This window comes from Haladaptatus ordinarius, assembly GCF_054177595.1.
Window position 1 is genome coordinate 74,736 of sequence record NZ_JBPEHH010000003.1, and the last position, 21,336, is coordinate 96,071.

Sequence of the window (21,336 nt, forward strand, 5' to 3'; positions counted from 1 at the left end):
AATGACGTACGAAAATCTGGATGCGAGACTGGTAAACGAACTCCTCGGTGACGGACGGGCGAGTTTGCGAAGCCTCGCCGAGAAACTGGACGTGTCGGTGACGACTATCTCGAATCATCTGGCGGATTTAGAAGAGAATGGTGTCATTCAGGGGTACACACCTCGCATCGATTACGACGCGCTGGGATACGACGTGACGGCCATCATCCAGTTGAAAGTCGAAGGAAACGCGCTCCCCGAAGTGACCGACCGACTGCAAGACCACGACCAGATGATAAGCGTCTACGAGGTGACGGGGGACTACGACATCATCGCCATCGGGAAGTTCCGCGATACGGACGGGATGAACGAACAAATAAAGACGCTCCTCATCGACCCCGATATCAAAGAGAGCAACACGAGCGTCGTGTTGAACGCGCCGAGCGAGCACGAACAGTTCAAACTCGAAGTGGACGAATGACCAATAGTTCTTAGGTCACCGGACGTGACGTTTTACGCATGGGCGTCATCGCGGAGTTTACGATTCGTGCGCCGGCCCTCGTGCTAACGTCGACGCTCGAATCGGTTCCGGAGATGACCGTCGAACTCGAACAGCAGATGGTCGCGACTGCCTACACGCCACTGCTCATCGTGTGGGCGACGGGAGGCGACTTCGAGGCGTTCGACGACGCCCTGCGCCGTGACGACACAATCGCCTCACACACCGTCGTCGAAGACTTCGAAGCGCGGAAACTGTATCGGCTCGAACTCGACCGTGAGAACCTCCTTCCCGTCTATCCCGCCTACCAGAAATTCGGTGCCGTTCCGATGGCGGGACACGGCAAGGCGGGCGTCTGGCGACGACGAATTAGATTTCCCGACCGGACTGCACTGGTCGAGTTCCAACAGTTCTGTGAACACGAGGACATCGAATTCTCCCTCAAGCGACTCTACACGCCGAACGACGACGAGATGCTGTTTCAGTTGACGGAACCACAGCGGGAAGCACTCGTCGCCGCCCACCAGGGCGGATACTTCGACGTGCCGCGGAACGCGACGCTCGCGGATTTAGGTTCGAAACTCGGCGTCAGCAAACAATCCGTTTCCGAGCGGTTGCGACGCGCACAATCACGCCTCGTCGCGGAGACAGTTATCGAAGGGGGAGAGGACCCCTAATATAAAAGCCCCGATTTGTAAGGACAACAGTAAGGGCGCTACCGTAACTACTATTTCTCGCCCGTCGACAGACGCTCGGACACATATGGTCTCCAGCGACAGACGGCCCACCAATGCGACCAACGAAATCCGACTCCCTCACGCCATCCGTCAGTTTCTCCATCCTCGCTAGCCGACGACGACGAATCGTGCTCCGTGAACTCTTCGACCACGGGCGGTCGGTGAGCGTGGCGAACCTCCGACGGAGTATCGAACGCGAGCAACCGGACGCCGACCGCAGACGGATTGCTGGCGAACTCCACCACACCCACCTTCCGAAACTCGAAGCCGCCGGCCTCGTGTTCGTCGATGGAACCGACGTCACGCTTACCGAATACGGCGCGGGAATCGAACCGTACCTTCTACTGACGGGGGACGAAACGCCGAAAAAATAATCGCGTTCGAAACGAGAGAACGGTCGGTCGGACAGTGCGTCTTCGACGAGGGGGTGAAACCTATCCTCGGCGTTACATCGCACCGCCCATGCCACCCATACCGCCCATGCCGCCCATGCCACCCATGCCGCCGGGGGCACCGCCGGGGGCGCCGCCTTCGTCGTCGTCGTCGTCGGTGCTGCCACCCTTGAGGTCGCCTGCAGCGATGACGTCGTCGATGCGGAGGAGCATGACGGCCGCTTCGGTGGCGCTCTCGACTGCCTGGGTCTTCACGCGGAGCGGTTCGACGACGCCGTCTTCTTCCATGTCGACGATGTCACCAGTGTAGGCGTCGAGGCCTGCACTTGTGTTGCCGCCGTCGTGTTTGCTACGCAGGTCGACGAGCGAGTCGATGGGGTCGAGACCCGCGTTCTCGGCGAGGGTGCGCGGGATAATTTCGAGCGTGTCGGCGAACGCTTCGACGGCCAACTGCTCGCGGCCTCCGACGCTGTCCGCGTAGTCACGCAGGGCGAGGGCGAGTTCCGTCTCGGGTGCGCCACCGCCGGGGAGCACTTTGCCGTCTTCGAGCGTGACGCGAACCACACCGAGACTGTCCTCGACGGCGCGCTCGACTTCGTCCACAACGTGTTCCGTACCGCCGCGGAGGATGAGGCTGACCGATTTGGCCTCTTCGACGTCCTCGACGAAGATGCGCTGGTCGCCGCCGACGTCTTTCTGGGCGACGCTACCGGCGAAGCCGAGGTCGTCTTCGGTGATGTCGTCGACGTTGCTCACGAGACGAGCACCCGTCGCGCGGGCCAGTTTCTCCATGTCGCTGGATTTGGCGCGGCGGACGGCGAGGATGCCTTCCTGTGCGAGGAAGTGCTGGGCCATATCGTCGATGCCGCCGTCGACGAAGACGACGTCCGCACCGACGTCCACCAGTTCGTCGACCATGTCGCGGAGCTGTTTTTCTTCCTGGTCGAGGAACTGCTGGAGCTGGTCGGGGTCGGTGACGTTGACCTCGGCGTCGATCTCCGTCTCCTTGATTTCGAGTGCGCTGTCGATGAGGGCGACGTCGGCGTCCTCGGCGAAGTACGGCATGTTGTCGTGGACGCGCTCTTTGTCGATGATGACGCCCTCGACGAGTTCGGAGTTGTCGATGGTGCCACCGACGACCTTCTCGACTTTGATGTTGTCCGTGTCGATGCCCTCGTCGTCGGCGACGCTCTGGACGGCGTCGACGACGAGTTCGGAGAGGTGGTCTTTGGCGCTCTCTGCGCCCTTCCCGGTCATCGCCGTGGCGGCGATCTTCTGGAGGTACTCGGAGTCCTCGGCGTCCACGTCGATGGACATCTCTTCGAGGACTTCCTTGGCCTTCTCGGCGGCTTGACGGTACCCCTGCGCGAGCGTGGTCGCGTGGATGTCCTGTTCGAGGAGGTCTTCAGCTTTCTGGAGTAGTTCGCCCGCGACGACGACGGCACTGGTCGTTCCGTCACCGACTTCGTCCTCCTGGGTCTCGGCGACTTCGACGACCATGTTGGCCGCCGGATGCTCGATGTCCATCTCTTTGAGGATGGTGACACCGTCGTTCGTGACGACGACATCGCCCATCGAATCGACGAGCATCTTGTCCATTCCCTTCGGGCCGAGTGTGGTACGTACGGCCTCTGCAACCGCCTTTCCGGCGGTGATGTTCATGGACTGGGCGTCGCGCCCGGAGGTTCGCTGGCTGTCCTCCGAAAGAACGATGAGGGGCTGATTACCCATTGGCTGTGACATAGTCATCAGATTCGTTGATTGCGATTCTATATAAACCTTTCCGAAAGAACCAGCGAGTCCACCCCAAACGTGGCACGGAAGCGAGTGTTACTCTGTCACAGAGAGGGTTTATAAGTGAAAACGGAGAGGACGCGAATCGGTGGTAGCGGTCGGTGTGACGGTGTCGGTCTTCAGTCGCCGAACAGGTGGTACGCTTCGTGCGAGAGGGAGAGTGAGCGGTCAGCCCGTATACTGGTGATACTCCATCCCTTGTCGTTTCATCTCGTTGCGCTTGCGTTCGAGGAACGAGTACACTGCACCGTGAGGAGCCCCGTCGAGAATCATCTCAGCGGCGCTTCTGACCGTTTCGACCTGTTTCGGCTGGCCGATGATGCCGAGCGTCGTCCCGTAGATGACCACGTCTGCGCCCGTCAGTTCCTCCATCAGTTGGCGTGTTCTTCCGTTCTCGCCGATGAGGCGGCCTTTCTGGCGCTGAAGGTCGTTTTTGTTGCGGGCGGCGGCGTCGATGTTCACGATGTCGAACAGCATCAGGTCATCTTCGAGCAGGGTCAGGGCGTCTTCCGGCGCGAACCCGCGGCCGATCGCTTTGACGATTTCCGGTGCTTTCAGCCCGCGAACCGGGTCACCGGTCTGTTCGACCCGAACCGACCCGTCGTCGGAGTCGATATCGAGGCGCACCTCTGCACGGCTCTCGATTTCGCGCATCGTTTCACCACCTTCACCGATGAGAACACCGATTCGGTCCTGCGGAATCGTCACGTGTTTCATGGAAAATCCTACCACCTGGGACGGTTTAAGCCCTTCCCTAGCCACCTTTTGCTGCGGTCGGGAGCCGAAACCAGCGCCGCGTGGTGCTGGTTTCGGCCTTCCTCCCTGGCAAAATCTGGACCAAGAGCACCGGAAGACGTTCCTGCTCGCTGACGATCCGCGGGCGTGCGACTTCCGAGCCATTTCGCTCGCGTCGCTCACGAAGACACTCCTCACCCCCTTCGGGGGTTCGTCGGCCCGGAAAATCTCCGATTTTCCGGTGAGTATGCTGGCTCTTGGTGGTCGTGTCGCTTGCTGATTTCTGACGGTTGTGTCACCAGGCGACTCTGGCGGTTGTGTCACCGGCCTATCGCTCAATCGCGGTGCTCGTTCGCCGTCGAACGTGGTGGTTCGGCCTTCGAGGAGATTCCGCAGGGATTACTTCTCGGGGTCGGCGTGCTCTCGAATCCACGCTTCGAGTTCGTCGCCCCGAACGTCGAGTCCCTGTCGCTGGAAGAACGACGCGATGTTCGCACAGTCCCGCGTGAGGAACTCACCGCTGTTGGGGTGGTGGAAGGTGACCGCCTGCCCGACGTCGATGAGACAGAGTTCGCCGTTGCTGACGAGGATGTTGTACTCCGAGAGGTCGCCGTGGACGAGACCCGCGTCGTACAGTCGGCGCATGTACTCCCGAACGACGCCGAATGCGGTTTCCGGGTTTTCGAGTCGCGCGTCCGCGAGTGTGGGCGCGCGCCTGCCGTCGTTTCCCATGAACTCCATCACCAGTACGTTTCGCTGGACTGCGATGGGTTCCGGAACGCGAACCCCGGCGTTCCGGGCGCGTTTGAGGTTGGCGAACTCCTTTCGAACCCACGCGATGACGATGCGCTTTTTGTCGCCGCCGAGTTCCTCGAAACGCGGATCGCCGACGAGGTACTCGCGCATATCGCGGAAGTTGCTGGCGTTGATGCGGTAGATTTTGACCGCGACCTCCTCGTGGTCGTCGTCGCCCAGTGCGTTGTAGACGGTCGCCTCCTTACCGGATGAGATGGGGCCACCGAACGCCTGGACGTATCCGTCTTGAACGAGTTTGTAGAGCGCCGCGAGGGTCGCGTCGTCGAAGACGGACTGCTCGACTTTGAACTGCTCGGAGTCTTTGACCCGCTTTCTGAACTGGTCGAACTCGCGGTCACGGCGACGCGCGATTCGGTCGGCTTCGGTGTCGGAAACGTCTATCTCCTCCCACTCGTCGCCGGGGGTCTCCGCGTTCTCCTGGTCGAGCAATCCGTACTCCTCGTTCATCTACGCATGACTATGAGGAGGAGGGGTAAAAGCGTGGCCCGTCAGTACGTCTCCCGGTGGAGGATCTCTTCGACCGACCGCCGCGGGAGACGCGCCGACTCCTCGCCACCGCTGGGACCGACTGCGACGAGCATCACCGGAATCTCGTCGTCGGGCAGGCCGAGAAACTCGGCGATGCGCTCCTGGTCGAATCCGATCATCGGTGTGGCGGCCAGCCCGCGTGCGTGCGCGGAGAGCAGTATATTTTCGGCAGCGAGCGAGACGTTTCGAATCGCGTAATCTCGTCCGAACCGGTCGTCGTCGTACATCTCGACCGACTGCGCTTTCGTCTGCTCGGCCGCCTCCCTGTCCATCCGTCCCGCCTCAACCCACTCCTCGAAGACGCGGTCTGCCGTCTTCGCGTCGGTGTGCCCGACGACGAGGATGGCGGTACCCGCATCTCGGATGTGCTCTTGGCCGTAGGCGATTTCCACGATTTCGTCCAGTCGCTCCTCGTCCTGGACCGCGACGAACTCCCAGGGTTGGAGGTTGTACGACGACGGGGCGAGTGCCGCATCTCGAATCAGTTCCTCCAGCGTTTCGTCGTCGAGATCGACATCGGGGTCGAAGTTGTGCCCCGACCGGCGGGTTCGAAGCGCCTCGATGGCGTCGGGAAACTCCGCGTCGTGGGCTATCTCACGGTCTTCGAAGGAGAGTTCACTAGACACACCGGAACCCAGGCGCTCCGCAGTTAACCGAAGCCGGAAAACGGCGGCACTTTCCGATTGGGGTGTGTTGACATCCTCCCCGCGCTAAAGCGCGAGGATTCCTCGAAGGGGATATTAAGGTTGCGCGTTTCCTCGGGAGCGAAGTACGCTTTCGCGTCCTCCCTCAACGGTTGCCGTCCAATTATGACCAGGGACGTGCGTTCCAGCGCGTATAGCCGTGTCAAGCGGCCTTCCCACCCATGTTCAATGGGCGTTTCATCGGGACGGAATACCGTCCGTCCCTCTGCGACAGGGTATTCAGCCTGCTGGGTACCACCAGCAGCGTCAGACGACCTGGAGTCCCGGACGTGGTGGACTGGGCTTCGACTTTCTTACCCGGGCGAGTGAGACGACGAAGCCGTCGAACGGTCGAAGACCGGAACTCGAAACCGGGGAACGTCGGTAGTATAGATACGGCGGGAGAACGCTTAATCTTACCGTTCGTGGAATATCCGGCCCTGCTATCGGCGGCGGTTGTCGAGTACTTTGTCGGATTCATCCCCGCGCAAAAGGGCGAGGCTTTCTCCTCGATTCTACATAACGCCTCGAAGATGGCGAGTCGATTCGAACTGGTCGAAAGCGACGACAGGAGACGAACGAAAAACCGAGCAACGGGACGAGAGATGGACGACACGACCACCGGAAATCGGCAGGTGACACGACAGCCAGAAATCGGCAAGCGACACAGACGCCAAGAGCGAGCGATTCACCGGAAAATCGGAGATCTTCCGGGCCGAGGAACCCCCGGAGGGGGTGACGAAGGCTTTTGGTGCAGATTTTTCCAGGGAGGCAGGGCGAGACGAACGCCGCGCGGCGTTCGTCTCGCCTCCCGACCGCAGAAAAAGGTGCTATTGGATGTGCCCTTCTTCTCGCAGCTGGTCTGCGTCCTGCTTGTCGTAGCGCCACGTGATGTCGGCCTTCTCGTCTTGCCAGTCCCACGGCTCGACGAGCACGATGTCGTCCTCCCGAATCCAGATGCGCTTTTGCATCTTCCCCGGAATCCGGGCGGTTCGTTCTTTCCCGTCTGCACAGCGTACTTTGACGCGATTCGCACCGAGCATGTTCGTGACGGTTGCGAACACCTCGTCGTCGTCTGGCATGCGGAGGTTTTTGCGTCCGCTGTTGTCGCTCATGGCTCAGTATTTGCGCGGGATACCTTTAAATCCGCCGTCCTGTGCGACGACTAGCCCTTCATCCGAAGAGTCACGGAAGGGGAGAAAAATCGTATCGGACATGGCAACCACCGAGACGAAAGAACTGACGACGACCGACGACTGGATGGACGCAGTTCCGATTCTCGGGCAACTGTGGACGGACGCGGGCGAATCAGAGATTCTCTCGTGGCGAGACGAATCGGGATACCGACTCGTCGGGCTGTTCGCGGACGACGAGTTGGTCGGCGTCGCTGGTGTCTCCATCCAACGAGTGCTCCACCACGCCCGCCACGCGTGGATTCACGATTTCGTCGTCGACGAAGAACACAGGGACGATGGATACGGGACGACCCTCCTCTCGGAAGTCAAGGAGTGGGCACGCCGACGAGAGTGCGAGTACGTGGCACTGGCCGCTCGGCTCGAAAACGAAGAGGCCCAGCAGTTCTACGAGAAAAACGGTGTGAAGCGATGGGGGTACGTGATGGAGACCGAGTTGTAGCTTCGCCGTAACTGCCACTTTTAAGGCCGTTCCACACACACTCCGCGCTATGTTCGGGAAACTAGGTGCGAAGGGCGTCGTTGGCCTGCTCGTACTCCTCGGCGGAATCGGTGTTATCGCGGTGGAAAGTCTCGTCATCGCAGCAGGAATCGCCCTCGTCGTCGTCGGCTTCGTCCTGACCGCGTGGGGATTGGTTTCTGGACTGTTAGAGAGCTTCGGAATGGCGGGGATGATGGGTGGTGGATACGAGTAGAAGACGGTTACTCTCCACTTGCGACCGTTTACTCCGTCTGTCGAATCTTCTTTCGCCCCGGTTCGATGAGTTCATCCAGGTACGTCGCCAGCGCGCCCTTGGCGTCCGCCGGGTGCAGTTCGCCGCTCTCCAGGTCGACGGCGAGCGATTCGTAGTCGTCGTACTCCAGGTTGCCGCCGTACTTCTCGGGGCGTTCGACCACGACGCGCTCGAAGCGCGGGAAGACGTGGTACTCGAAGATTTGCAGGACGGGGTTTTCGAGGTCGCCCTCGGGATCGCGGGTCGGCGGACAGAACGCGTCGTTGACCTTCTCCTCGATGTCCTCGGTCGAATCCTGCATCGAGATGGTGACGCCCTCGCTCGAAGACATCTTGCCTTCGCCAGACGAGAGTTCTGCGATGAGCGGGTGGTGGAGGCAGGTCGGCGCGTCGTAGCCGATACTCGGGAGGGTATCGCGGGCCAGCATGTGGACTTTCCGCTGTTCCATCCCGCCGATAGCGAGGTCTAAGTCGAGGTAGACGATGTCGAGCGCCTGCATCAGGGGGTAGACGGCCTGCGAGACTTTCGTCGACTCACCGCTCTGTATCTCGGCCATCGCGCGCTTTGCTCGGTTGAGCGTCGTCTCCAGTTCCAACGAGTGTAAGTCGAGCACGTAGTCGTCGTCCATCTGGAACTCGGAGCCGAGACGGAACTCCGTGTTCTCCTCGTCCAGCCCGTAGGCGATGAACTGCTCTTTCATCCGGTCTGCCGTCTCGCGTATCTCCTCGAACGTCCCCTTGTCGTTCAGGTAGGCGTGGACGTCCGCGAGCAGGATGACGATTTCGAAGCCCGCCTCTTGTAAGTCGATGAGCTTGTTCGCACCCAGCATGTGCCCGATGTGGAGCACGCCGGATGGTTCGTAGCCGACGTAGGCACGCTTTCCGTCGGGGTCGTCTGCGAGTTCGCGTACCTCCTCTTCGGTCACCAACTCCTCGGCGTTCCGGGAGATTAGCTCGTAGGTATCCATGCGCGGGAAGAGATGGTTCAGCGGCTTTAGGGTTACGTCATTGGACAAGGAACAAGTCGGCGGGGACGAAACGCGGAGTATGAACGCGTCACGAATCGGACTCTGGTTGGTCGTCGTCGGTGGTCTCGCGCTGTACCCCGCAGTCCGACTCGGGCAGGACCTCGGGACCACGACGAACGAGTACGTCCTGTTGTACGCAGCGATACTGATGGTCGGCTTCGGCGTCGTCGTCTGGGGATTGAGCGTCCTCCGAACGCTCACGGGCGAGTGGACGAGCTAATCCGATCTACCTGCTCGACCCGCGTCCGTCCGCCCGCCGTTCTGCACGGTGTTCGCTGATGAGCTGGTCGAGTTGTTCGGTCTTCTCCGCTTTCCGTCGCGCTTCCGCCCGCTCGTGCCAGTCGTCGACGACCGCCTCGACTTCCGACTCTCGCGCCACGGCGAGTTCGTCTACCTCCTGAATCGTCACCTCGCTCGCCGGGCCGACCGGTATCTCGTGTTCGAACAACACGTCGTCTGCCACGTCCGAGATGCCGCCTGCCTTGAGCACGACGCGGGGGTCGATGTCGGCCAGCCGTTCGGCAGTCGACCGTCCCGCACCACTCGCGTCCCGCAGGTAGACGACGTCGTCCTCGGTGAGCCCGTAGCTCTCGTGGGCCGCGTCGATGGCATCGTTGGTGAACTTGTCGATGGGTTTGACCGCGACGAGTCCGGCTTTCTTCTCGGCGACGTCACTGAAGTTCGAGTGGTCGAGTTTCCACAGTTCCTTGAGCCGAGCGAGTTTGCCTTCCAGTTCTGCCACCGTCTCGTCACGCTCGTCGAGTTCACGCTCCAGTCGGTCGTTCTCGCGTTCGAGTCGGGATATCTCCCGACGCTCGCGGACCTGTCGGCGTTCTTCCCGCCGGGCCTCGGAGAGTTTGCGTTCTAGTTCCTCGATGCGCTCGTCTTTCGTCTCGACCGTCTCGCGCAGGTCGTCGGTGTGCGATTGGAGGCGTTCGACCTGCGATTCGAGTTGCTTGATTCGCTTCTCCTCGGCGGTGAGTTCACGGGGGGTGTGTTCCGGGTCGTCCGCTTCGGGTTCCGGGTCGTCCGAGAGGTCGGCGAGCACCGCTTCGACGCTCTCGTCGCCTGCGACCACGCGGGCGGTCACGTCGCCGCGACTCATCTGCGCCGGCACCTTCCGGGCGATACGCCGGAACTGGTCTTCGTAACCGTCGAACGCGAACAGTGCGGCGGCCATCGCGTCGCGTTCGTGGTCGTTGTCGTAGTCGTCGTTTCGCGTTCGATGCTGTTTCTCGTCCACCGGGAGGTCTTTCTCCGGCGTCCACGGGGCGGCGTCGAAACTCCGGCGAATCTTCTCGACGGTCTCGGGCATCGGTGTCACGTCCGCCGCGACGACGACGGGCCGCCCGCGCTCGATTATCCACTCGATGACGTCGGCGGTGTCGGCGGTTCGCGTGCTCCACACGTCGAGCAGGGTACCGTCCAGGTCGGTCAGGGCGACCGCCGTCGTCGTCCCGGGGTCAATACCGACGATGACGTGGTCTCTGCGCTTGACGAGGGGTTCGAACTCGATACCGTCTCGACGGAGACGGTCGATTTCGATGCGCACGTCGCCCGAGCGGAGCGACGAGACGGGGATGTCGCTGGGCCGGGCATCGACTTCGAAGACCGCGTTCGCGTAGCCGCCGTACTTCTCGGTCACCTCGCGCTCGTAGTCGAGTCCCGCACTCCGGATTTTCGACTCCACGTCACGAGAACACTCCTTCACGGAGCCGTGGATTCGCCGGGTGAAGCGGTCTTCGCTCCACCCACCTTTTCCGGTCGAGCGCCCCCGCGACACCTTGACGCGGGTAGTGTCGGTGAACGCCGACACTTCGTAGCCGACGTTCATCGCGGCGAGACGGGCGGCCGCTTCCGCCTCGCGCATGGGCTCTTTTCCGTAGGGAACGCCGTGTCGAGACGTGACCCGTGAGAGAGGTTCCGGTCGCTCCGCGCCGGTCACCTGCACCAGCCGAGTTCCGGCGGGGAGTCCTCGGAGGAAGTGGACGAGGGCGTCCTTGTCGGCGGCGAGTTCGTACATGTTGTCGGTCGCGACGAGCGCGGGTTCGTCGCGCTCTACGAGTCGCCGGAGTTTCCGACCGGAGACGACGTCGCGGTCTATCTGCTCGCCGTCGTAGACGACGAGCGCGTAGGAGGGAGAATCGCCCCGTACGTCCCCGCTCTGGATGTCGACTCCGAAGACGAGGGCGTCAAGAGCGCTGGTTCGCTCGCTCACGGTTCGTGATAGGAACCCTCGAAATATAAATCCGGCGCGGAAATCACCGTGCGAGACCGCCCAGGAACCCACTCGTTGCGACGAGTGTGGCTCCGGCGAGCGGTGCGACGACACCCGAGCCGAGGACGACGAGCCAGAGTCCCGGCTGTGCCGTAAACGAACTGTAGATCGCGACGTAGACGAAACAGACGCCGGCGGTTCCACCGACGACGATGCCGTCACGGAGGCCACTCCGAGCACCGCGCACTCGCCCGAGAGCGAGTCCGGCGACGAGGAACGATACGACGACGTGCTCGAACGACAGTACTGCACCGAACGACGGCGAAAGCTCCGAGAACACGACCAGCACGAACAGACCGAACGAAAGCGGAAGTATCGGCCACGGCGACGTCTTCTCCGGTGTTCCGCCGACGACGGTGACGACGACCAACAACGCCCAGACGACGCAGACACCGAGGAGGAAACCGACGCAGGAAACGGCAGCAGCGTCGAACCCACCGAAGAAGTAGCCGATGGCTGTCGCGAGTACGCCGCCGAAACCGACCAGTCCGTAGACTCGGCGCATGAGCCACCGTGTCACCGAATAATCATAAGTCTTCAGTGAACTACCCCCACCTACCGCGCTCGGGGTCACTCACCCCTCGCTTCTTGAGGTGGGGGCTTCCTCGTTCAACGATAAGACTTGCAGATTCACTGGGAATCCACAGCGGTCTCAATCTCCGGAGGCGTGGACTCGGCCCGTCCCATGCCTACGTTGCCGCACTGCGCAGTGCGTGCGAGGAGTTGCGTTTTCAACTCCTCTACTCTCACGCACCGTACCAGTTCTCGTCGATAGTACATCAAGCTATCGCACGTCTAAGAACAACGAAGACGGCGGGCGTATCCCCTCCCTCCTCGCGCCTTCGGCGCTCCTTGCGGAAGGGGCCTTACCCGCCTGCAATTCAGGTAAATCCGACGAGGAGCAACGTACTCGTCCGGCACGGTCCTACTGGTCGGGATAGGGAACTTCGACTAGCTCGCCGTCGTCGGGGACGAACACCTCACCGTCGAAGGCGTCGCGGGCTTCCCGGAGGTGAGCAGAGACGTTACCCGCGTAGCGTGAGGAGACGTGGGTGAGTGCGAGTCGGACTGCACCGGCCTTCCGAGCGACCTCCCCGGCCTGTTCGGCGGTCGAGTGGGCGGTCTTTCGCGCACGGTCGGCCCTGTCGCTCGCGAAGGTCGCGTCGTGAACGAGCAGGTCGGCCGCCTCGGCCACCGAGACGACCTGCTCGGAGGGTCGGGTGTCGCCGGTGTAGACGAACTTCCGACCGGGACGCGGGTCGCCGACGACCTGTTCGGGCCGAACGACCGTACCGTCCTCGAGTTCGACCGGGGTGCCCGCGTGGAGTTGCTGGAACTTCGGCCCGACCGGAACGCCGAGTTCTTCTGCTTTTTCGCGGTCGAACCGCCCTTTCCGGTCGTCTTCGACCAGCGCGTAGCCGAGGGCGTTCGTGTCGTGGTCGGGTCGGAACGCGCGGACTTCGTAGTCGTCGCGTTGGACGGCCACCTCGCCGGGCGAAACTTCCGTGATGTGAATCGGGAAGGAGGGCTGGTTGCCGACGGCGTGAACGAGCGTGTCGATGTCGTCGCCGGTTCCGCGCGGGGTGTAAATCGTGAGCGGTTCGTCGCGGTCGTTGAAATCCCACGTCTGGACGAGTCCCGGAATCCCGAGGACGTGGTCGCCATGGAGGTGGGTGACGAAGAGGTCCGAGACGGTGAACCCGGTTCCAAAGCGCATCATCTGGCGCTGGGTGCCCTCGGCGGCGTCGAACAAGAGCCGGTCGCCTTCTCGGTTGACGAGGATAGCACTCGGGTTTCGCTCCGTCGTCGGCACTGCCCCGCTGGTTCCGAGGAAGGTCACGCGCATCGACATCCCTTCGGGATTCGAACCCCGACGACTAAACAGCCTTCGAAAGCGTCGGGCCAGCGAGGGATACACTGCGGGACACGAGTCGGTGCGGACGCTCGCGGACTCCCTAGAGGGCACACCGACAGTCGTCCCCAACAGTCGTCCGACGCTATAAGCCAGCGTTTCTGCCTGCCGTCGTTTTCTGACCGTCCGGCGACAGGACTGCCCTAACCGCTCGAATCGCCAGCCTATCCCGTGAACGGTCGAAGCTGTTTATCCGGCGTCTCGTCGTCTCCTCGTTCGCAGATGAGGAGGGAGATATGACACGCATTCCGAGAACAGTTAGTGCCACAATCGTGGCAGTTCTCGTGATACTCGCTGGCGGTGTTGCAGTATCACTGGGAGCCACAGGGCAGACGAATACAGCACACGAAACGCAGGTTACGGACCTGCAGGAGGAATCTCAATCGAACGAATCCGAAGCGAACGTAACGTTCGACGACCAGCAGAGCGACGGTGAAACCGTCGTCATCTCGTCGGTGACCGTCCCTGAGGGCGGTTTCGTCGCTATCCACGACGAGTCCTTAATCGAAGGGGATGCTATCGGGAGCGTCCTCGGTAACTCCGTGTATCTCGAACCGGGAACACACGAGAACGTCACCGTGACGCTCGCGCGCCCCATCGAGGAGAACACGACGCTCATCGCGATGCCGCACGAGGACACCAACGAGAACCGAGTGTACGACTTCGTCATCGGGAACGGAACCGTCGACGGTCCGTACACCATGGACGGAGCGGCCGTCGTCAACGACGCTCGAATCCTGGTCGAAGAACCCGAAGAGCCGGCGGCAGACAGACAGCTTCCCGAGCAGCTCGTGTTCCAAATCGAATCGCTGAGCATCGCGGAGTGGTCGTTCGTCGTCGGTGACAGCACCGAACCCGACCGCACCGAGACGGTCAGCAATGTGGACCTGCGCGACGAGACAGTTCGCGTCAACCTGACGGCCCTGCTCGAGAACGAATCGACGCAGGAGATCGTCCAGCGTGGACAGGACGTCTCACAGGAAGACGCCGAGAAGGCGGCCCAGGAAGCACAACGGATGGCGGAAGACGAAGGGGTGACGGTGCCGAGCGACCTCGACACCGTTCGCGTCGTCCTCCGTGACATCACCATCTCGAACGTGACGTTCGTCGTGGAATTGCCGCCGAGCCTGAACGTTTCGACGATGCAACCCACGCCGGTTGAAGAAGAAACCACGACGGCTGAAGAAGAGACGACCACGCCGGCTGAAGAAGAAACCACGACGGCTGAAGAAGAGACGACGACACCAGCCGAGGAGACCACGACGGCAGCAGAAGAAGAAACCACGACGGCTGCAGAGGAAGAGACGACCACGACGGCAGCAGAAGAAGAAACCACGACGGCTGCAGAGGAAGAGACGACCACGACGGCTGAAGAAGAAACCACGACGGCTGCTGAAGAGGAGACCACCACGCCGGCAGAAGAGGAAACGACGACACCGGCCGAGGAGACCACGACCGCGGCTGAAGAAGAGGTCGGTCAGGTGGAGAACGTCTCCGACCTCGGACCGTCCCTCGACGTGGAGAACCTCGAAGCACCGCTCAACGCGACCATCGGCGACACGCTCGAAGTGAACGTGACGGTCACCAATCCCACCGACCAGGAGCTCACGCAACCCGTGGACTTCCGGCTGGAGGGGACGGTGGTTCAGCGCAAGAACGTCACGCTCGGTCCCGGTGAAAGCGTGGACGTGACCTACCAGGTCGACACCAGCGACCTCGACCCCGGTACCTTCACCCACGGCGTCTACACGCGCAACTTCGGCGAAATCGCGGCGATAACGCTGGAAGAAGAAGAGACGACCACGCCCGCCGAAACGACGACAGCAGCGGAGACGACCACTGTTGCAGAGGAGACGACGACCGCGGCTGAAGAGACGACGACCGTCGCCGAAGAGACGACTGTTGCAGAGGAGACGACCGCGGCTGAAGAGACGACTGTTGCAGAGGAGACGACCGCGGCTGAAGAGACGACGACTGTTGCAGAAGAGACGACCGTCGCCGAAGAGACGACTGTTGCAGAGGAGACGACCGCGGCTGAAGAGACGACTGTTGCAGAAGAGACCACGGCGGCTGCGGAGACGACCACCGCCGCGGACGACGAGACGACGACGGCTGAAGAGACCACGACCGCGTAAGTGAGTCGCTTCGGCTTTCGACAGCACCATCTTTCACGCGGCGCAACCGACCGATTCTTGTCCGACGACCGAGTAGGATGGTCCGATGGAGTCGCCGCTGTGGACCGAAACGTACGCGCCCGACCTCTCCGAACTACCCCAGCCGGAGGTACGCGACTATCTGGAGCGGGCGGTAGACGAGCCGATAAACCTCGTACTCTACGGCCCGGAGGGGAGCGGGAAGACCGCCGCCGTGCGGGCGCTTGCGCGCGAGGCACACGACGACCCGGACAACGACCTCGTGGAGATCAACGTCGCCGACTTCTTCGACCGGACGAAAAAGGAGATTCGTGACGACCCACGGTTCTCGAACTTCCTGCAGGGCGAGACGGAGTTCTCGAAGCAGTATCGCCGCGGGTCGGGCAAGTCCAAGAAGTACAAGCGCCAGTGGTCGAAACGCGAGATGATAAACCACGTGCTCAAAGAGTACGCGGGCTACGCTCCCTCCTCCGGCGAGTACAAGACTATCGTGCTCGACAACGCCGAGGCCATCCGCGAGGACTTCCAGCAGGCGCTCCGCCGGGTGATGGAACAGTACCACGAGACGACGCAGTTCGTCATCACGACGCGCCAGCCGACGAAGCTCATCCCGCCCATCAAATCGCGGTGTTTCCCCGTCTCGATGCGTGCACCCGACGAAGACGAAATCGTCGGCGTCCTCGAACCGATTCTCGACGCCGAGGGTGCGGAGTACGACGAGATGGGGTTGCGATTCGTCGCGGGCTACGCGAAAGGCGACCTCAGAAAAGCGATTCTGGGCGCACAACTCCTCTACGAACAGGAGGGTGCGGTCACCACGGACGCCTACCAGGTACTTCGGGAGTTCGGCATCCGTGGACGCGTCGAAGAGATGATAGAACAGGCAGAGCGCGGAGAGTTCACGGACGCTCGCAAGGCGCTCGACGAACTCCTCATCGACGACGGCTACAGCGGCGAGGAGGTGCTCGAAGAGATTATCGAGGCGTTCGGGCGCTCGAATCGGTACACTGGAGATTCACTCGCGGGGGCCATCTTGCTCGCAGCAGCGACCGACAGGGACCTGGCGCAGGGGACCAACGACAGACTTCACATCTCGCATCTGTTGGCCGAACTCGGTCCGGAGTAGCGAGACGAACGAGCGTCGAAGTCGGTTTCGATACGGAGGTTCCCGTCACTCGGGATACTTCGGTTCGCGCTTCTCGGCACGGTCGAGTGCCGTTTCGACGACGTCGCGTACGTCTCCGTGGAACTCGCCGCCGTGTCCGGCGTACATGTGCTCTACCGAGTCGGGCATCCTATCGAGGATTTTTCGAATGCTCTCGATGAGTGTCTCGCGAGACTGCCCGGGCATGTCGGTACGACCGAAACTCCCGTAGTCGAAGGCACCGTCGTCGTGGACGACCACGTCACCGCTGAAGATGGTCGAGTCGCTAACGAAAGCGAGGTGGTCGTCGGCGTGACCCGGCGTGTGGATGGCTTCGAACTCCTCGTCACCAATTTCGAGGGCGTCACCGTCTTCGACGGCGACGCTGCGGCGGGGATGTGGACCGTACGTGGCGAGGTCGGCGTCGAACTCGTCCAGCACAGCGTCGAGTCGCTCGACGTGGTCGCCGTGCTGGTGGGTGAGTACGACCGTATCGAGCGTCTCCGTGTGCTCACGGACCACGTCGACGACGCCCCGCATCGCTCCGGCGTCGACGAGGACGGGGTGGTCGCCGAGCGCGAGGTAGGCGTTACAGGTGAACGTCTCGGCGTCGGCAGTGACGTTGATTACTTGCACGACGAGTCGTTTCCCCCTCGCGTTCCAAAGATTTGATGGGCGGCGTGCAATTTTTGTATCCGAAGAACCTACTGTCACGTACACATGGGTTTTGGGAGCTACGACGAGTCCGAGCAAGAGAATCGAGAGTACGACGCTGACCTGGACGACGACAACGGCGTAAACACGTCGGAACACACCCACGAGGGGAGCGTCGACTTCGAGATTGGTGCGTCGAACGACGAGCTTTTGGACCGGCTCTCGGACATCAAAGAAGAAGAAGACGAGTAGCGTGAAACCCGGCATCCGGGCATTGGGGGTCGCAGAGTCGTACAATGGCTCGACCAGCACGCTCGCAGGTGTCGTCACTCGCGCGAGCAGAGTCGTCGATGGCTTCGTTTTTGGAACCTGCACCGTCGGTGGGACGGACGTAACTGAGTCGGTAATCGACCTCGCAGAGCGTCTCGACCGCGAAGACGTCCGCTACGTTCTCGTCGGTGGCATCGCGCTGGCGTGGTACAACGTCCTCGATATGCACCGCATCCACCGGGCGGTCGAACGCCCCGTCATCTCCGTCACCTTCGAGGAGAGCGACGGTCTCCAGGCCGCACTCGAAGCCGAGTTTTCGGGCGACGAACTCGCCCAGCGACGCGAACGCTACCGCAGACAGCCCTCGCGCCGAGAACTCGCCGTCAACGACCAGACGATATTCGTCAGGAGCGTCGGCGTAGACGAGCGTGAAGCGCGTGACATCGTCCGGGCGTTCACGCCAGAAGGGGGCAGACCAGAACCGCTTCGGGTCGCGCGAATGGCGGCGCGGGCCGCCGACGAGTGGCAGGCCGAGGAGATTTAATAGGTTCCACTCGTCTCCACGGGCATGGGAACGATGGAGGGACTGGACGTCATCGAGTGCGAGCGGTGTCCAGCGCTGGTCGACTGCCGAAGTCAGATCGTCAACGGCGTCGGGCGAGAGGACGCGGACGTGTTGTTCGTCGGCGAAGCACCGGGCGCACGAGAGGACGAACAGGGCGAACCGTTCGTCGGGAGAAGCGGGTCGGTGCTAGACGACGCGCTCCGCGACCACGGCCTCACTCGGGCCGACGTGCGAATTACCAACTGCGTGCGCTGTCGGCCGCCGGAGAATCGCGACCCGACGAAGGAGGAACTCGACAACTGCCGGGAGTATCTGGAACGGGAAATCGAGCAGGTGAACCCCGAGGTCGTCGTCACGCTCGGCAAAGTTCCGAGCGAACACCTCCTCGAACGCGACGTGGCAGTGACGAACGAGGCAGGTTCGATAGCACACGCCGAACTCGGCGGCGAGGTTCGCGACGTACTCGTCTGCGTCCATCCGGCGGCGACCCTCTACGACAGGAGTCAGGAGTCGACGTTCGAGAACACCATCGAGAAGGCGGCGAAGGTGGCGGGTGCGGAAGGCGGCCAATCGAGCCTCGGGGACTTCTGAGGCAAGTCGCTGGGTATTTCTCGTCTGCCAGGGATGTATTTGCATGAGTCTAACCGACGGGTCGATGGAAGAAAGGCGGGAATCGGCGCGGCGGTCGGTGTGACAGCCTACCTTCTGGGCTACCTCCTTGTCTACGTCACGCAACGAGGGTCCGTCGAGGAGCAACTGCGTGGGTTCAACTTCGTCACGGAATTGTTCGGCGGCGAGCCGATTCTGGCCTAGCAAGCGGTCGGGTGGCTCTTTTACAACGCTCACTTCGTGGACACCGAGATTCCCGGATTCGGCGGGACTCGCACGGAGAACTTCATCGCGAGCGCGGACGACGGGTCGCTCACCCACCTCTACCTGCTCCCACCGTTATTCCTCCTCGGGGCGGGGTTCGCCGTCGCGTACCTCTCTGGAATCGAGACACCGAACGCCGGTGGCGTCGTCGGCACACTCGTCGTCGTCGGGTATCTCCCGCTCGCGGTCGCCGGCGCGTTCGCGTTCGGATACGGAATCGGTGACGGGACGATTGCACCGGACGTCGTGACTGCGGTGTTGCTCGCCGGCGTCGTCTATCCCGCGGTGTTCGGCGGTCTCGGCGGGATGGGCGGGAAAGCGGTCGCCACTCGGAGCTGAGAGCGTGCCTGCGTGAGCGGGGCGACGTCGGACCTCAGTTCGCGTAGGTCGTGAGAATCTCTTTTGCGGTATCGCCCAGACGCTGCATATCGGCGCTCGTCAGGTGGAACTTCGGCTCCCAGTCGGAGCGCCCGAGGTAATCGCTGACGACGAACATCGAACCCGCGTCCACGCCGCGGTGAGCGGCCACCGCGAACACCGCCGACGCTTCCATCTCGACGGTGAGAACGCCCTCGTCGGCGTACCGTTCGATTTCCGTTTTCGTCTCCCGATAGAGCGCGTCGGTCGTCCACGAGGGGCCGACGTGGAACGGTTCGTCGCGGCGTTCTAACAGCCGTTTCGTCTCGTTTGTGAGCGATTCGCTCGCGTGGGCGTACTTTTCGGACTCGACGTAGTGATGGGACGTCCCCTCGTCGCGGATGGCCTTCTCGCAGACGATGAAATCGCCCATCTCGATGGACTCGTCGAGACAGCCGGCGAATCCAATCGAGAGGAACGCTTCGACGCCGTCCGCGATGAGTTCGTCCATCAGCATCGCGGTCGTCGGGGCGCCCATGCCGAAGTTTCCGAGGACGCCGACGCGGTGGTCGGTATCCTCGAAACTGTAGAGCCTGCCGTAGTAGTGGCCGACCTCCCGTCCGTCGTAGGTCTCGACGAAGTAGTCCATCAGTCCGCGACTGTAACAGAGGACGACCGCTTCCGGCGGTTCTTTCAGCTCTCCCTCGCTTCTGTTCTGTTTGTACTCCGCGTTCTTCTGTGGGGTGACGAGTGGTTCTGCCGCGTGTTTCCCGGGCAGGTTCGGAAACGTCATCTGTCGGAGAAGATACAGATAGCGCAGTAATGTATTTTTTGCACGGGCGATGGCTGTGCCGGCTTCGTTCGGAAGGGGATAGTACTCGTTCGGACGCCGTCAGTATCCGCGTCGTTCGATACGTCCGTCGTCGTCACGGCGAAATATCCGGACCGGGAGTCTACTGAGTGCTCTCGGAGTACTGCCGAACGTCGAACGCAGCAGAGCGCTCCGGACTCACGCCGTGAAGTAACGGTTCGAACTCGCCGACCTCCGACGGGTCTTCCAGCACTTTCTGCATCATCTCGTCTTCGACGTCGTGCAGCGGGTGTGTCGAGGCACGCCGGGCCTCGATCAGTTGCTCCATCGAGTCGGCTTCGAGATACCAGACGAAGTAATCCCCATCCTCGGCGTGTTCGACGAACAACGAGATGGTGTGAAGGCTCTCTTCCGCCCAGATGTCACGAACCCCTCGTTCGTCTGCTTCGGCTTTGCTGTTCATCTCACCGATCCACTCGCGAAGTCGTTCTGTCTTGCCGGGACGAATCTTCTGTTTCCGGATGAAAATCTCGGTCATTGGCCTACGTGTCGATTCCGGAGAACGATAGAGGTTTTGCAACGGTGGATACGCTCTCTGTCGACGAGCGATTCGGCGGTGTGGATGAGAGGACGGGGGTCCTTTCCGACAGAAAACATATACTCTATCATATCATTTAGTTTACTAATGGGACGACGAACGTACCTGACCACGGTGGGCAGTGTCCTGTCAGTCCCCCTCATCAGTGGCTCTCTCGGTGAATACCTCGGGAGCCCTTCCCGGGCGGGTTCTCGAGACGACGCGGTCGACGAGTCACAATCGACGCGGGAAGTGCACGGTCCCACCCGGGGAGAAAACGACGTCGAGGTCACGGTTCGAACGGTCGAGGACGACGAGAACGTCGAGTACATCGAGGAAAACGACACCGACGAGGTCAGCAGTGGCATCACGTCCGCCGTCGAGGGCGATGACCGGGCCGCGTTCGTCTCGGTCGAAACCGTCCTCGACCGGGAGGGAGAGGTCGTCCGCGAGTCGACTATCGAGTTCGAGGCGCTCGTCGCGGCAACGCCGGCAACTGTCGACGCGACGTACGTCATCGACGAACACGAACACCGCTGCGACGTTCCGGTGAATGCAAAGTCCAGCGTGATCCGCTACCAGTGAGGTCTCACTCTTGATATGTTCACTCGAAAGGGCCTCTCGA

The 21,336-nt window shown here is 61.8% G+C and carries 24 protein-coding genes and 1 pseudogene; 13 read left to right on the plus strand and 12 right to left on the minus strand.

Annotation, left to right across the window (positions count from 1 at the left end; all coding sequences use genetic code 11):
- The first annotated feature begins 1 nt into the window (after position 1).
- The 3 genes from lrp to ACR3FF_RS02550 all read left to right on the plus strand — a co-directional run bounded on the left by lrp (position 2) and on the right by ACR3FF_RS02550 (position 1,589).
- Positions 2-460 carry an HTH-type transcriptional regulator Lrp gene (lrp, locus tag ACR3FF_RS02540; RefSeq protein WP_458185764.1) on the plus strand — a complete coding sequence of 153 codons (459 nt, stop codon included), beginning with the start codon at positions 2-4 and terminating at the stop codon, positions 458-460.
- A 38-nt stretch (positions 461-498) separates the two neighbouring features.
- Positions 499-1,155: a helix-turn-helix domain-containing protein gene (locus ACR3FF_RS02545; RefSeq protein ID WP_458185766.1), complete on the plus strand. Its 657-nt coding sequence runs from the start codon at positions 499-501 to the stop codon at positions 1,153-1,155.
- 113 nt (positions 1,156-1,268) lie between these two features.
- Positions 1,269-1,589 (plus strand): DUF7344 domain-containing protein, encoded by a 321-nt coding sequence (locus ACR3FF_RS02550; protein WP_458185767.1) that lies wholly within the window; start codon positions 1,269-1,271, stop codon positions 1,587-1,589.
- 72 nt (positions 1,590-1,661) lie between these two features.
- Here the strand turns inward: ACR3FF_RS02550 and thsA are convergent, their stop codons facing one another.
- From thsA to eif1A, 5 genes are all read right to left on the minus strand, one after another.
- Positions 1,662-3,338 carry a thermosome subunit alpha gene (gene thsA / locus ACR3FF_RS02555; RefSeq protein ID WP_458185819.1) on the minus strand — a complete coding sequence of 559 codons (1,677 nt, stop codon included), beginning with the start codon at positions 3,336-3,338 and terminating at the stop codon, positions 1,662-1,664.
- Between the two features lie 231 nt (positions 3,339-3,569).
- Complete coding sequence (locus tag ACR3FF_RS02560) at positions 3,570-4,118, minus strand: KH domain-containing protein (RefSeq protein ID WP_458185769.1); 549 nt, start codon at positions 4,116-4,118, stop codon at positions 3,570-3,572.
- A gap of 417 nt (positions 4,119-4,535) precedes the next feature.
- Positions 4,536-5,399, minus strand: coding sequence for a serine/threonine-protein kinase Rio1 (rio1, locus tag ACR3FF_RS02565; RefSeq protein WP_458185770.1), 864 nt, complete (start codon positions 5,397-5,399; stop codon positions 4,536-4,538).
- A gap of 41 nt (positions 5,400-5,440) precedes the next feature.
- Positions 5,441-6,106 carry a nitroreductase family protein gene (locus ACR3FF_RS02570; RefSeq protein ID WP_458185772.1) on the minus strand — a complete coding sequence of 222 codons (666 nt, stop codon included), beginning with the start codon at positions 6,104-6,106 and terminating at the stop codon, positions 5,441-5,443.
- A gap of 887 nt (positions 6,107-6,993) precedes the next feature.
- On the minus strand, positions 6,994-7,278 hold the full coding sequence (gene eif1A, locus ACR3FF_RS02575; protein ID WP_458185774.1) for a translation initiation factor eIF-1A: 285 nt from the start codon (positions 7,276-7,278) through the stop codon (positions 6,994-6,996).
- Positions 7,279-7,378: 100 nt separating this feature from the next.
- Between eif1A and ACR3FF_RS02580 the strand changes: the two genes are divergently transcribed.
- Positions 7,379-7,798: a GNAT family N-acetyltransferase gene (locus ACR3FF_RS02580; RefSeq protein WP_458185775.1), complete on the plus strand. Its 420-nt coding sequence runs from the start codon at positions 7,379-7,381 to the stop codon at positions 7,796-7,798.
- A gap of 49 nt (positions 7,799-7,847) precedes the next feature.
- Positions 7,848-8,051 carry a DUF7470 family protein gene (locus ACR3FF_RS02585; protein ID WP_458185776.1) on the plus strand — a complete coding sequence of 68 codons (204 nt, stop codon included), beginning with the start codon at positions 7,848-7,850 and terminating at the stop codon, positions 8,049-8,051.
- Positions 8,052-8,079: 28 nt separating this feature from the next.
- On the opposite strand, the gene ACR3FF_RS02590 is transcribed toward ACR3FF_RS02585, so the two are convergent.
- Entirely contained in the window at positions 8,080-9,057 is a 978-nt protein-coding gene (locus tag ACR3FF_RS02590; RefSeq protein ID WP_458185778.1) for a tyrosine--tRNA ligase, read from the minus strand.
- A gap of 79 nt (positions 9,058-9,136) precedes the next feature.
- Here ACR3FF_RS02590 and ACR3FF_RS02595 point away from each other — a divergent pair, with 79 nt between their 5' ends.
- Positions 9,137-9,337, plus strand: a complete 201-nt coding sequence (locus ACR3FF_RS02595; protein WP_458185780.1) for a hypothetical protein — start codon at positions 9,137-9,139, stop codon at positions 9,335-9,337.
- A 6-nt stretch (positions 9,338-9,343) separates the two neighbouring features.
- On the opposite strand, the gene ACR3FF_RS02600 is transcribed toward ACR3FF_RS02595, so the two are convergent.
- The 3 genes from ACR3FF_RS02600 to rnz form a co-directional block, all read right to left on the minus strand.
- Positions 9,344-11,335 carry a DUF460 domain-containing protein gene (locus ACR3FF_RS02600; protein WP_458185782.1) on the minus strand — a complete coding sequence of 664 codons (1,992 nt, stop codon included), beginning with the start codon at positions 11,333-11,335 and terminating at the stop codon, positions 9,344-9,346.
- A 43-nt stretch (positions 11,336-11,378) separates the two neighbouring features.
- On the minus strand, positions 11,379-11,900 hold the full coding sequence (locus tag ACR3FF_RS02605) for a hypothetical protein (protein ID WP_458185784.1): 522 nt from the start codon (positions 11,898-11,900) through the stop codon (positions 11,379-11,381).
- A gap of 420 nt (positions 11,901-12,320) precedes the next feature.
- Positions 12,321-13,247: a ribonuclease Z gene (gene rnz / locus ACR3FF_RS02610; protein ID WP_458185820.1), complete on the minus strand. Its 927-nt coding sequence runs from the start codon at positions 13,245-13,247 to the stop codon at positions 12,321-12,323.
- 296 nt (positions 13,248-13,543) lie between these two features.
- Here rnz and ACR3FF_RS02615 point away from each other — a divergent pair, with 296 nt between their 5' ends.
- Together ACR3FF_RS02615 and ACR3FF_RS02620 are read left to right on the plus strand one after the other, a co-directional pair.
- Complete coding sequence (locus ACR3FF_RS02615; RefSeq protein WP_458185785.1) at positions 13,544-15,442, plus strand: DUF7282 domain-containing protein; 1,899 nt, start codon at positions 13,544-13,546, stop codon at positions 15,440-15,442.
- Positions 15,443-15,527: 85 nt separating this feature from the next.
- A complete protein-coding gene (locus ACR3FF_RS02620; RefSeq protein ID WP_458185786.1) occupies positions 15,528-16,586 on the plus strand; it encodes an AAA family ATPase in 1,059 nt (352 codons plus the stop codon).
- A 45-nt stretch (positions 16,587-16,631) separates the two neighbouring features.
- Here the strand turns inward: ACR3FF_RS02620 and ACR3FF_RS02625 are convergent, their stop codons facing one another.
- Positions 16,632-17,240: an MBL fold metallo-hydrolase gene (locus ACR3FF_RS02625; RefSeq protein WP_458185787.1), complete on the minus strand. Its 609-nt coding sequence runs from the start codon at positions 17,238-17,240 to the stop codon at positions 16,632-16,634.
- Positions 17,241-17,324: 84 nt separating this feature from the next.
- Between ACR3FF_RS02625 and ACR3FF_RS02630 the strand changes: the two genes are divergently transcribed.
- The 4 genes and pseudogenes from ACR3FF_RS02630 (at position 17,325) to ACR3FF_RS02650 (ending at position 19,305) form a co-directional block, all read left to right on the plus strand.
- Positions 17,325-17,510 carry a DUF5786 family protein gene (locus tag ACR3FF_RS02630; protein WP_458185789.1) on the plus strand — a complete coding sequence of 62 codons (186 nt, stop codon included), beginning with the start codon at positions 17,325-17,327 and terminating at the stop codon, positions 17,508-17,510.
- Between the two features lies 1 nt (position 17,511).
- Positions 17,512-18,072, plus strand: coding sequence for an endonuclease dU (locus ACR3FF_RS02635; RefSeq protein WP_458185791.1), 561 nt, complete (start codon positions 17,512-17,514; stop codon positions 18,070-18,072).
- Positions 18,073-18,096: 24 nt separating this feature from the next.
- Positions 18,097-18,684, plus strand: coding sequence for a uracil-DNA glycosylase (locus tag ACR3FF_RS02640; protein ID WP_458185793.1), 588 nt, complete (start codon positions 18,097-18,099; stop codon positions 18,682-18,684).
- Positions 18,685-18,783: 99 nt separating this feature from the next.
- Positions 18,784-19,305, plus strand: a pseudogene (locus tag ACR3FF_RS02650) (DUF7978 family protein).
- A gap of 34 nt (positions 19,306-19,339) precedes the next feature.
- Here ACR3FF_RS02650 and ACR3FF_RS02655 read toward each other — a convergent pair.
- Both ACR3FF_RS02655 and ACR3FF_RS02660 read right to left on the minus strand, forming a co-directional pair.
- Positions 19,340-20,116, minus strand: a complete 777-nt coding sequence (locus ACR3FF_RS02655; protein WP_458185798.1) for a nucleoside phosphorylase — start codon at positions 20,114-20,116, stop codon at positions 19,340-19,342.
- Between the two features lie 160 nt (positions 20,117-20,276).
- Positions 20,277-20,672 carry a DUF6176 family protein gene (locus ACR3FF_RS02660; protein WP_458185799.1) on the minus strand — a complete coding sequence of 132 codons (396 nt, stop codon included), beginning with the start codon at positions 20,670-20,672 and terminating at the stop codon, positions 20,277-20,279.
- A gap of 147 nt (positions 20,673-20,819) precedes the next feature.
- Between ACR3FF_RS02660 and ACR3FF_RS02665 the strand changes: the two genes are divergently transcribed.
- Positions 20,820-21,296 carry a hypothetical protein gene (locus tag ACR3FF_RS02665; RefSeq protein WP_458185801.1) on the plus strand — a complete coding sequence of 159 codons (477 nt, stop codon included), beginning with the start codon at positions 20,820-20,822 and terminating at the stop codon, positions 21,294-21,296.
- The last annotated feature ends 40 nt before the right edge of the window (positions 21,297-21,336 follow it).

Excerpts from the sequence above, each read along its gene's own strand:
- lrp (WP_458185764.1), top strand. The coding sequence starts at position 2 with ATGACGTACGAAAATCTGGATGCGAGACTGGTAAACGAACTCCTCGGT.
- ACR3FF_RS02545 (WP_458185766.1), top strand. The coding sequence starts at position 499 with ATGGGCGTCATCGCGGAGTTTACGATTCGTGCGCCGGCCCTCGTGCTA.
- ACR3FF_RS02550 (WP_458185767.1), top strand. The coding sequence starts at position 1,269 with ATGCGACCAACGAAATCCGACTCCCTCACGCCATCCGTCAGTTTCTCC.
- thsA (WP_458185819.1), bottom strand. The coding sequence starts at position 3,338 with ATGGGTAATCAGCCCCTCATCGTTCTTTCGGAGGACAGCCAGCGAACC.
- ACR3FF_RS02560 (WP_458185769.1), bottom strand. The coding sequence starts at position 4,118 with ATGAAACACGTGACGATTCCGCAGGACCGAATCGGTGTTCTCATCGGT.
- rio1 (WP_458185770.1), bottom strand. The coding sequence starts at position 5,399 with ATGAACGAGGAGTACGGATTGCTCGACCAGGAGAACGCGGAGACCCCC.
- eif1A (WP_458185774.1), bottom strand. The coding sequence starts at position 7,278 with ATGAGCGACAACAGCGGACGCAAAAACCTCCGCATGCCAGACGACGAC.
- ACR3FF_RS02580 (WP_458185775.1), top strand. The coding sequence starts at position 7,379 with ATGGCAACCACCGAGACGAAAGAACTGACGACGACCGACGACTGGATG.
- ACR3FF_RS02585 (WP_458185776.1), top strand. The coding sequence starts at position 7,848 with ATGTTCGGGAAACTAGGTGCGAAGGGCGTCGTTGGCCTGCTCGTACTC.
- ACR3FF_RS02590 (WP_458185778.1), bottom strand. The coding sequence starts at position 9,057 with ATGGATACCTACGAGCTAATCTCCCGGAACGCCGAGGAGTTGGTGACC.
- ACR3FF_RS02595 (WP_458185780.1), top strand. The coding sequence starts at position 9,137 with ATGAACGCGTCACGAATCGGACTCTGGTTGGTCGTCGTCGGTGGTCTC.
- ACR3FF_RS02605 (WP_458185784.1), bottom strand. The coding sequence starts at position 11,900 with ATGCGCCGAGTCTACGGACTGGTCGGTTTCGGCGGCGTACTCGCGACA.
- rnz (WP_458185820.1), bottom strand. The coding sequence starts at position 13,247 with ATGTCGATGCGCGTGACCTTCCTCGGAACCAGCGGGGCAGTGCCGACG.
- ACR3FF_RS02615 (WP_458185785.1), top strand. The coding sequence starts at position 13,544 with ATGACACGCATTCCGAGAACAGTTAGTGCCACAATCGTGGCAGTTCTC.
- ACR3FF_RS02620 (WP_458185786.1), top strand. The coding sequence starts at position 15,528 with ATGGAGTCGCCGCTGTGGACCGAAACGTACGCGCCCGACCTCTCCGAA.
- ACR3FF_RS02630 (WP_458185789.1), top strand. The coding sequence starts at position 17,325 with ATGGGTTTTGGGAGCTACGACGAGTCCGAGCAAGAGAATCGAGAGTAC.
- ACR3FF_RS02640 (WP_458185793.1), top strand. The coding sequence starts at position 18,097 with ATGGGAACGATGGAGGGACTGGACGTCATCGAGTGCGAGCGGTGTCCA.
- ACR3FF_RS02655 (WP_458185798.1), bottom strand. The coding sequence starts at position 20,116 with ATGACGTTTCCGAACCTGCCCGGGAAACACGCGGCAGAACCACTCGTC.
- ACR3FF_RS02660 (WP_458185799.1), bottom strand. The coding sequence starts at position 20,672 with ATGACCGAGATTTTCATCCGGAAACAGAAGATTCGTCCCGGCAAGACA.
- ACR3FF_RS02665 (WP_458185801.1), top strand. The coding sequence starts at position 20,820 with ATGGGACGACGAACGTACCTGACCACGGTGGGCAGTGTCCTGTCAGTC.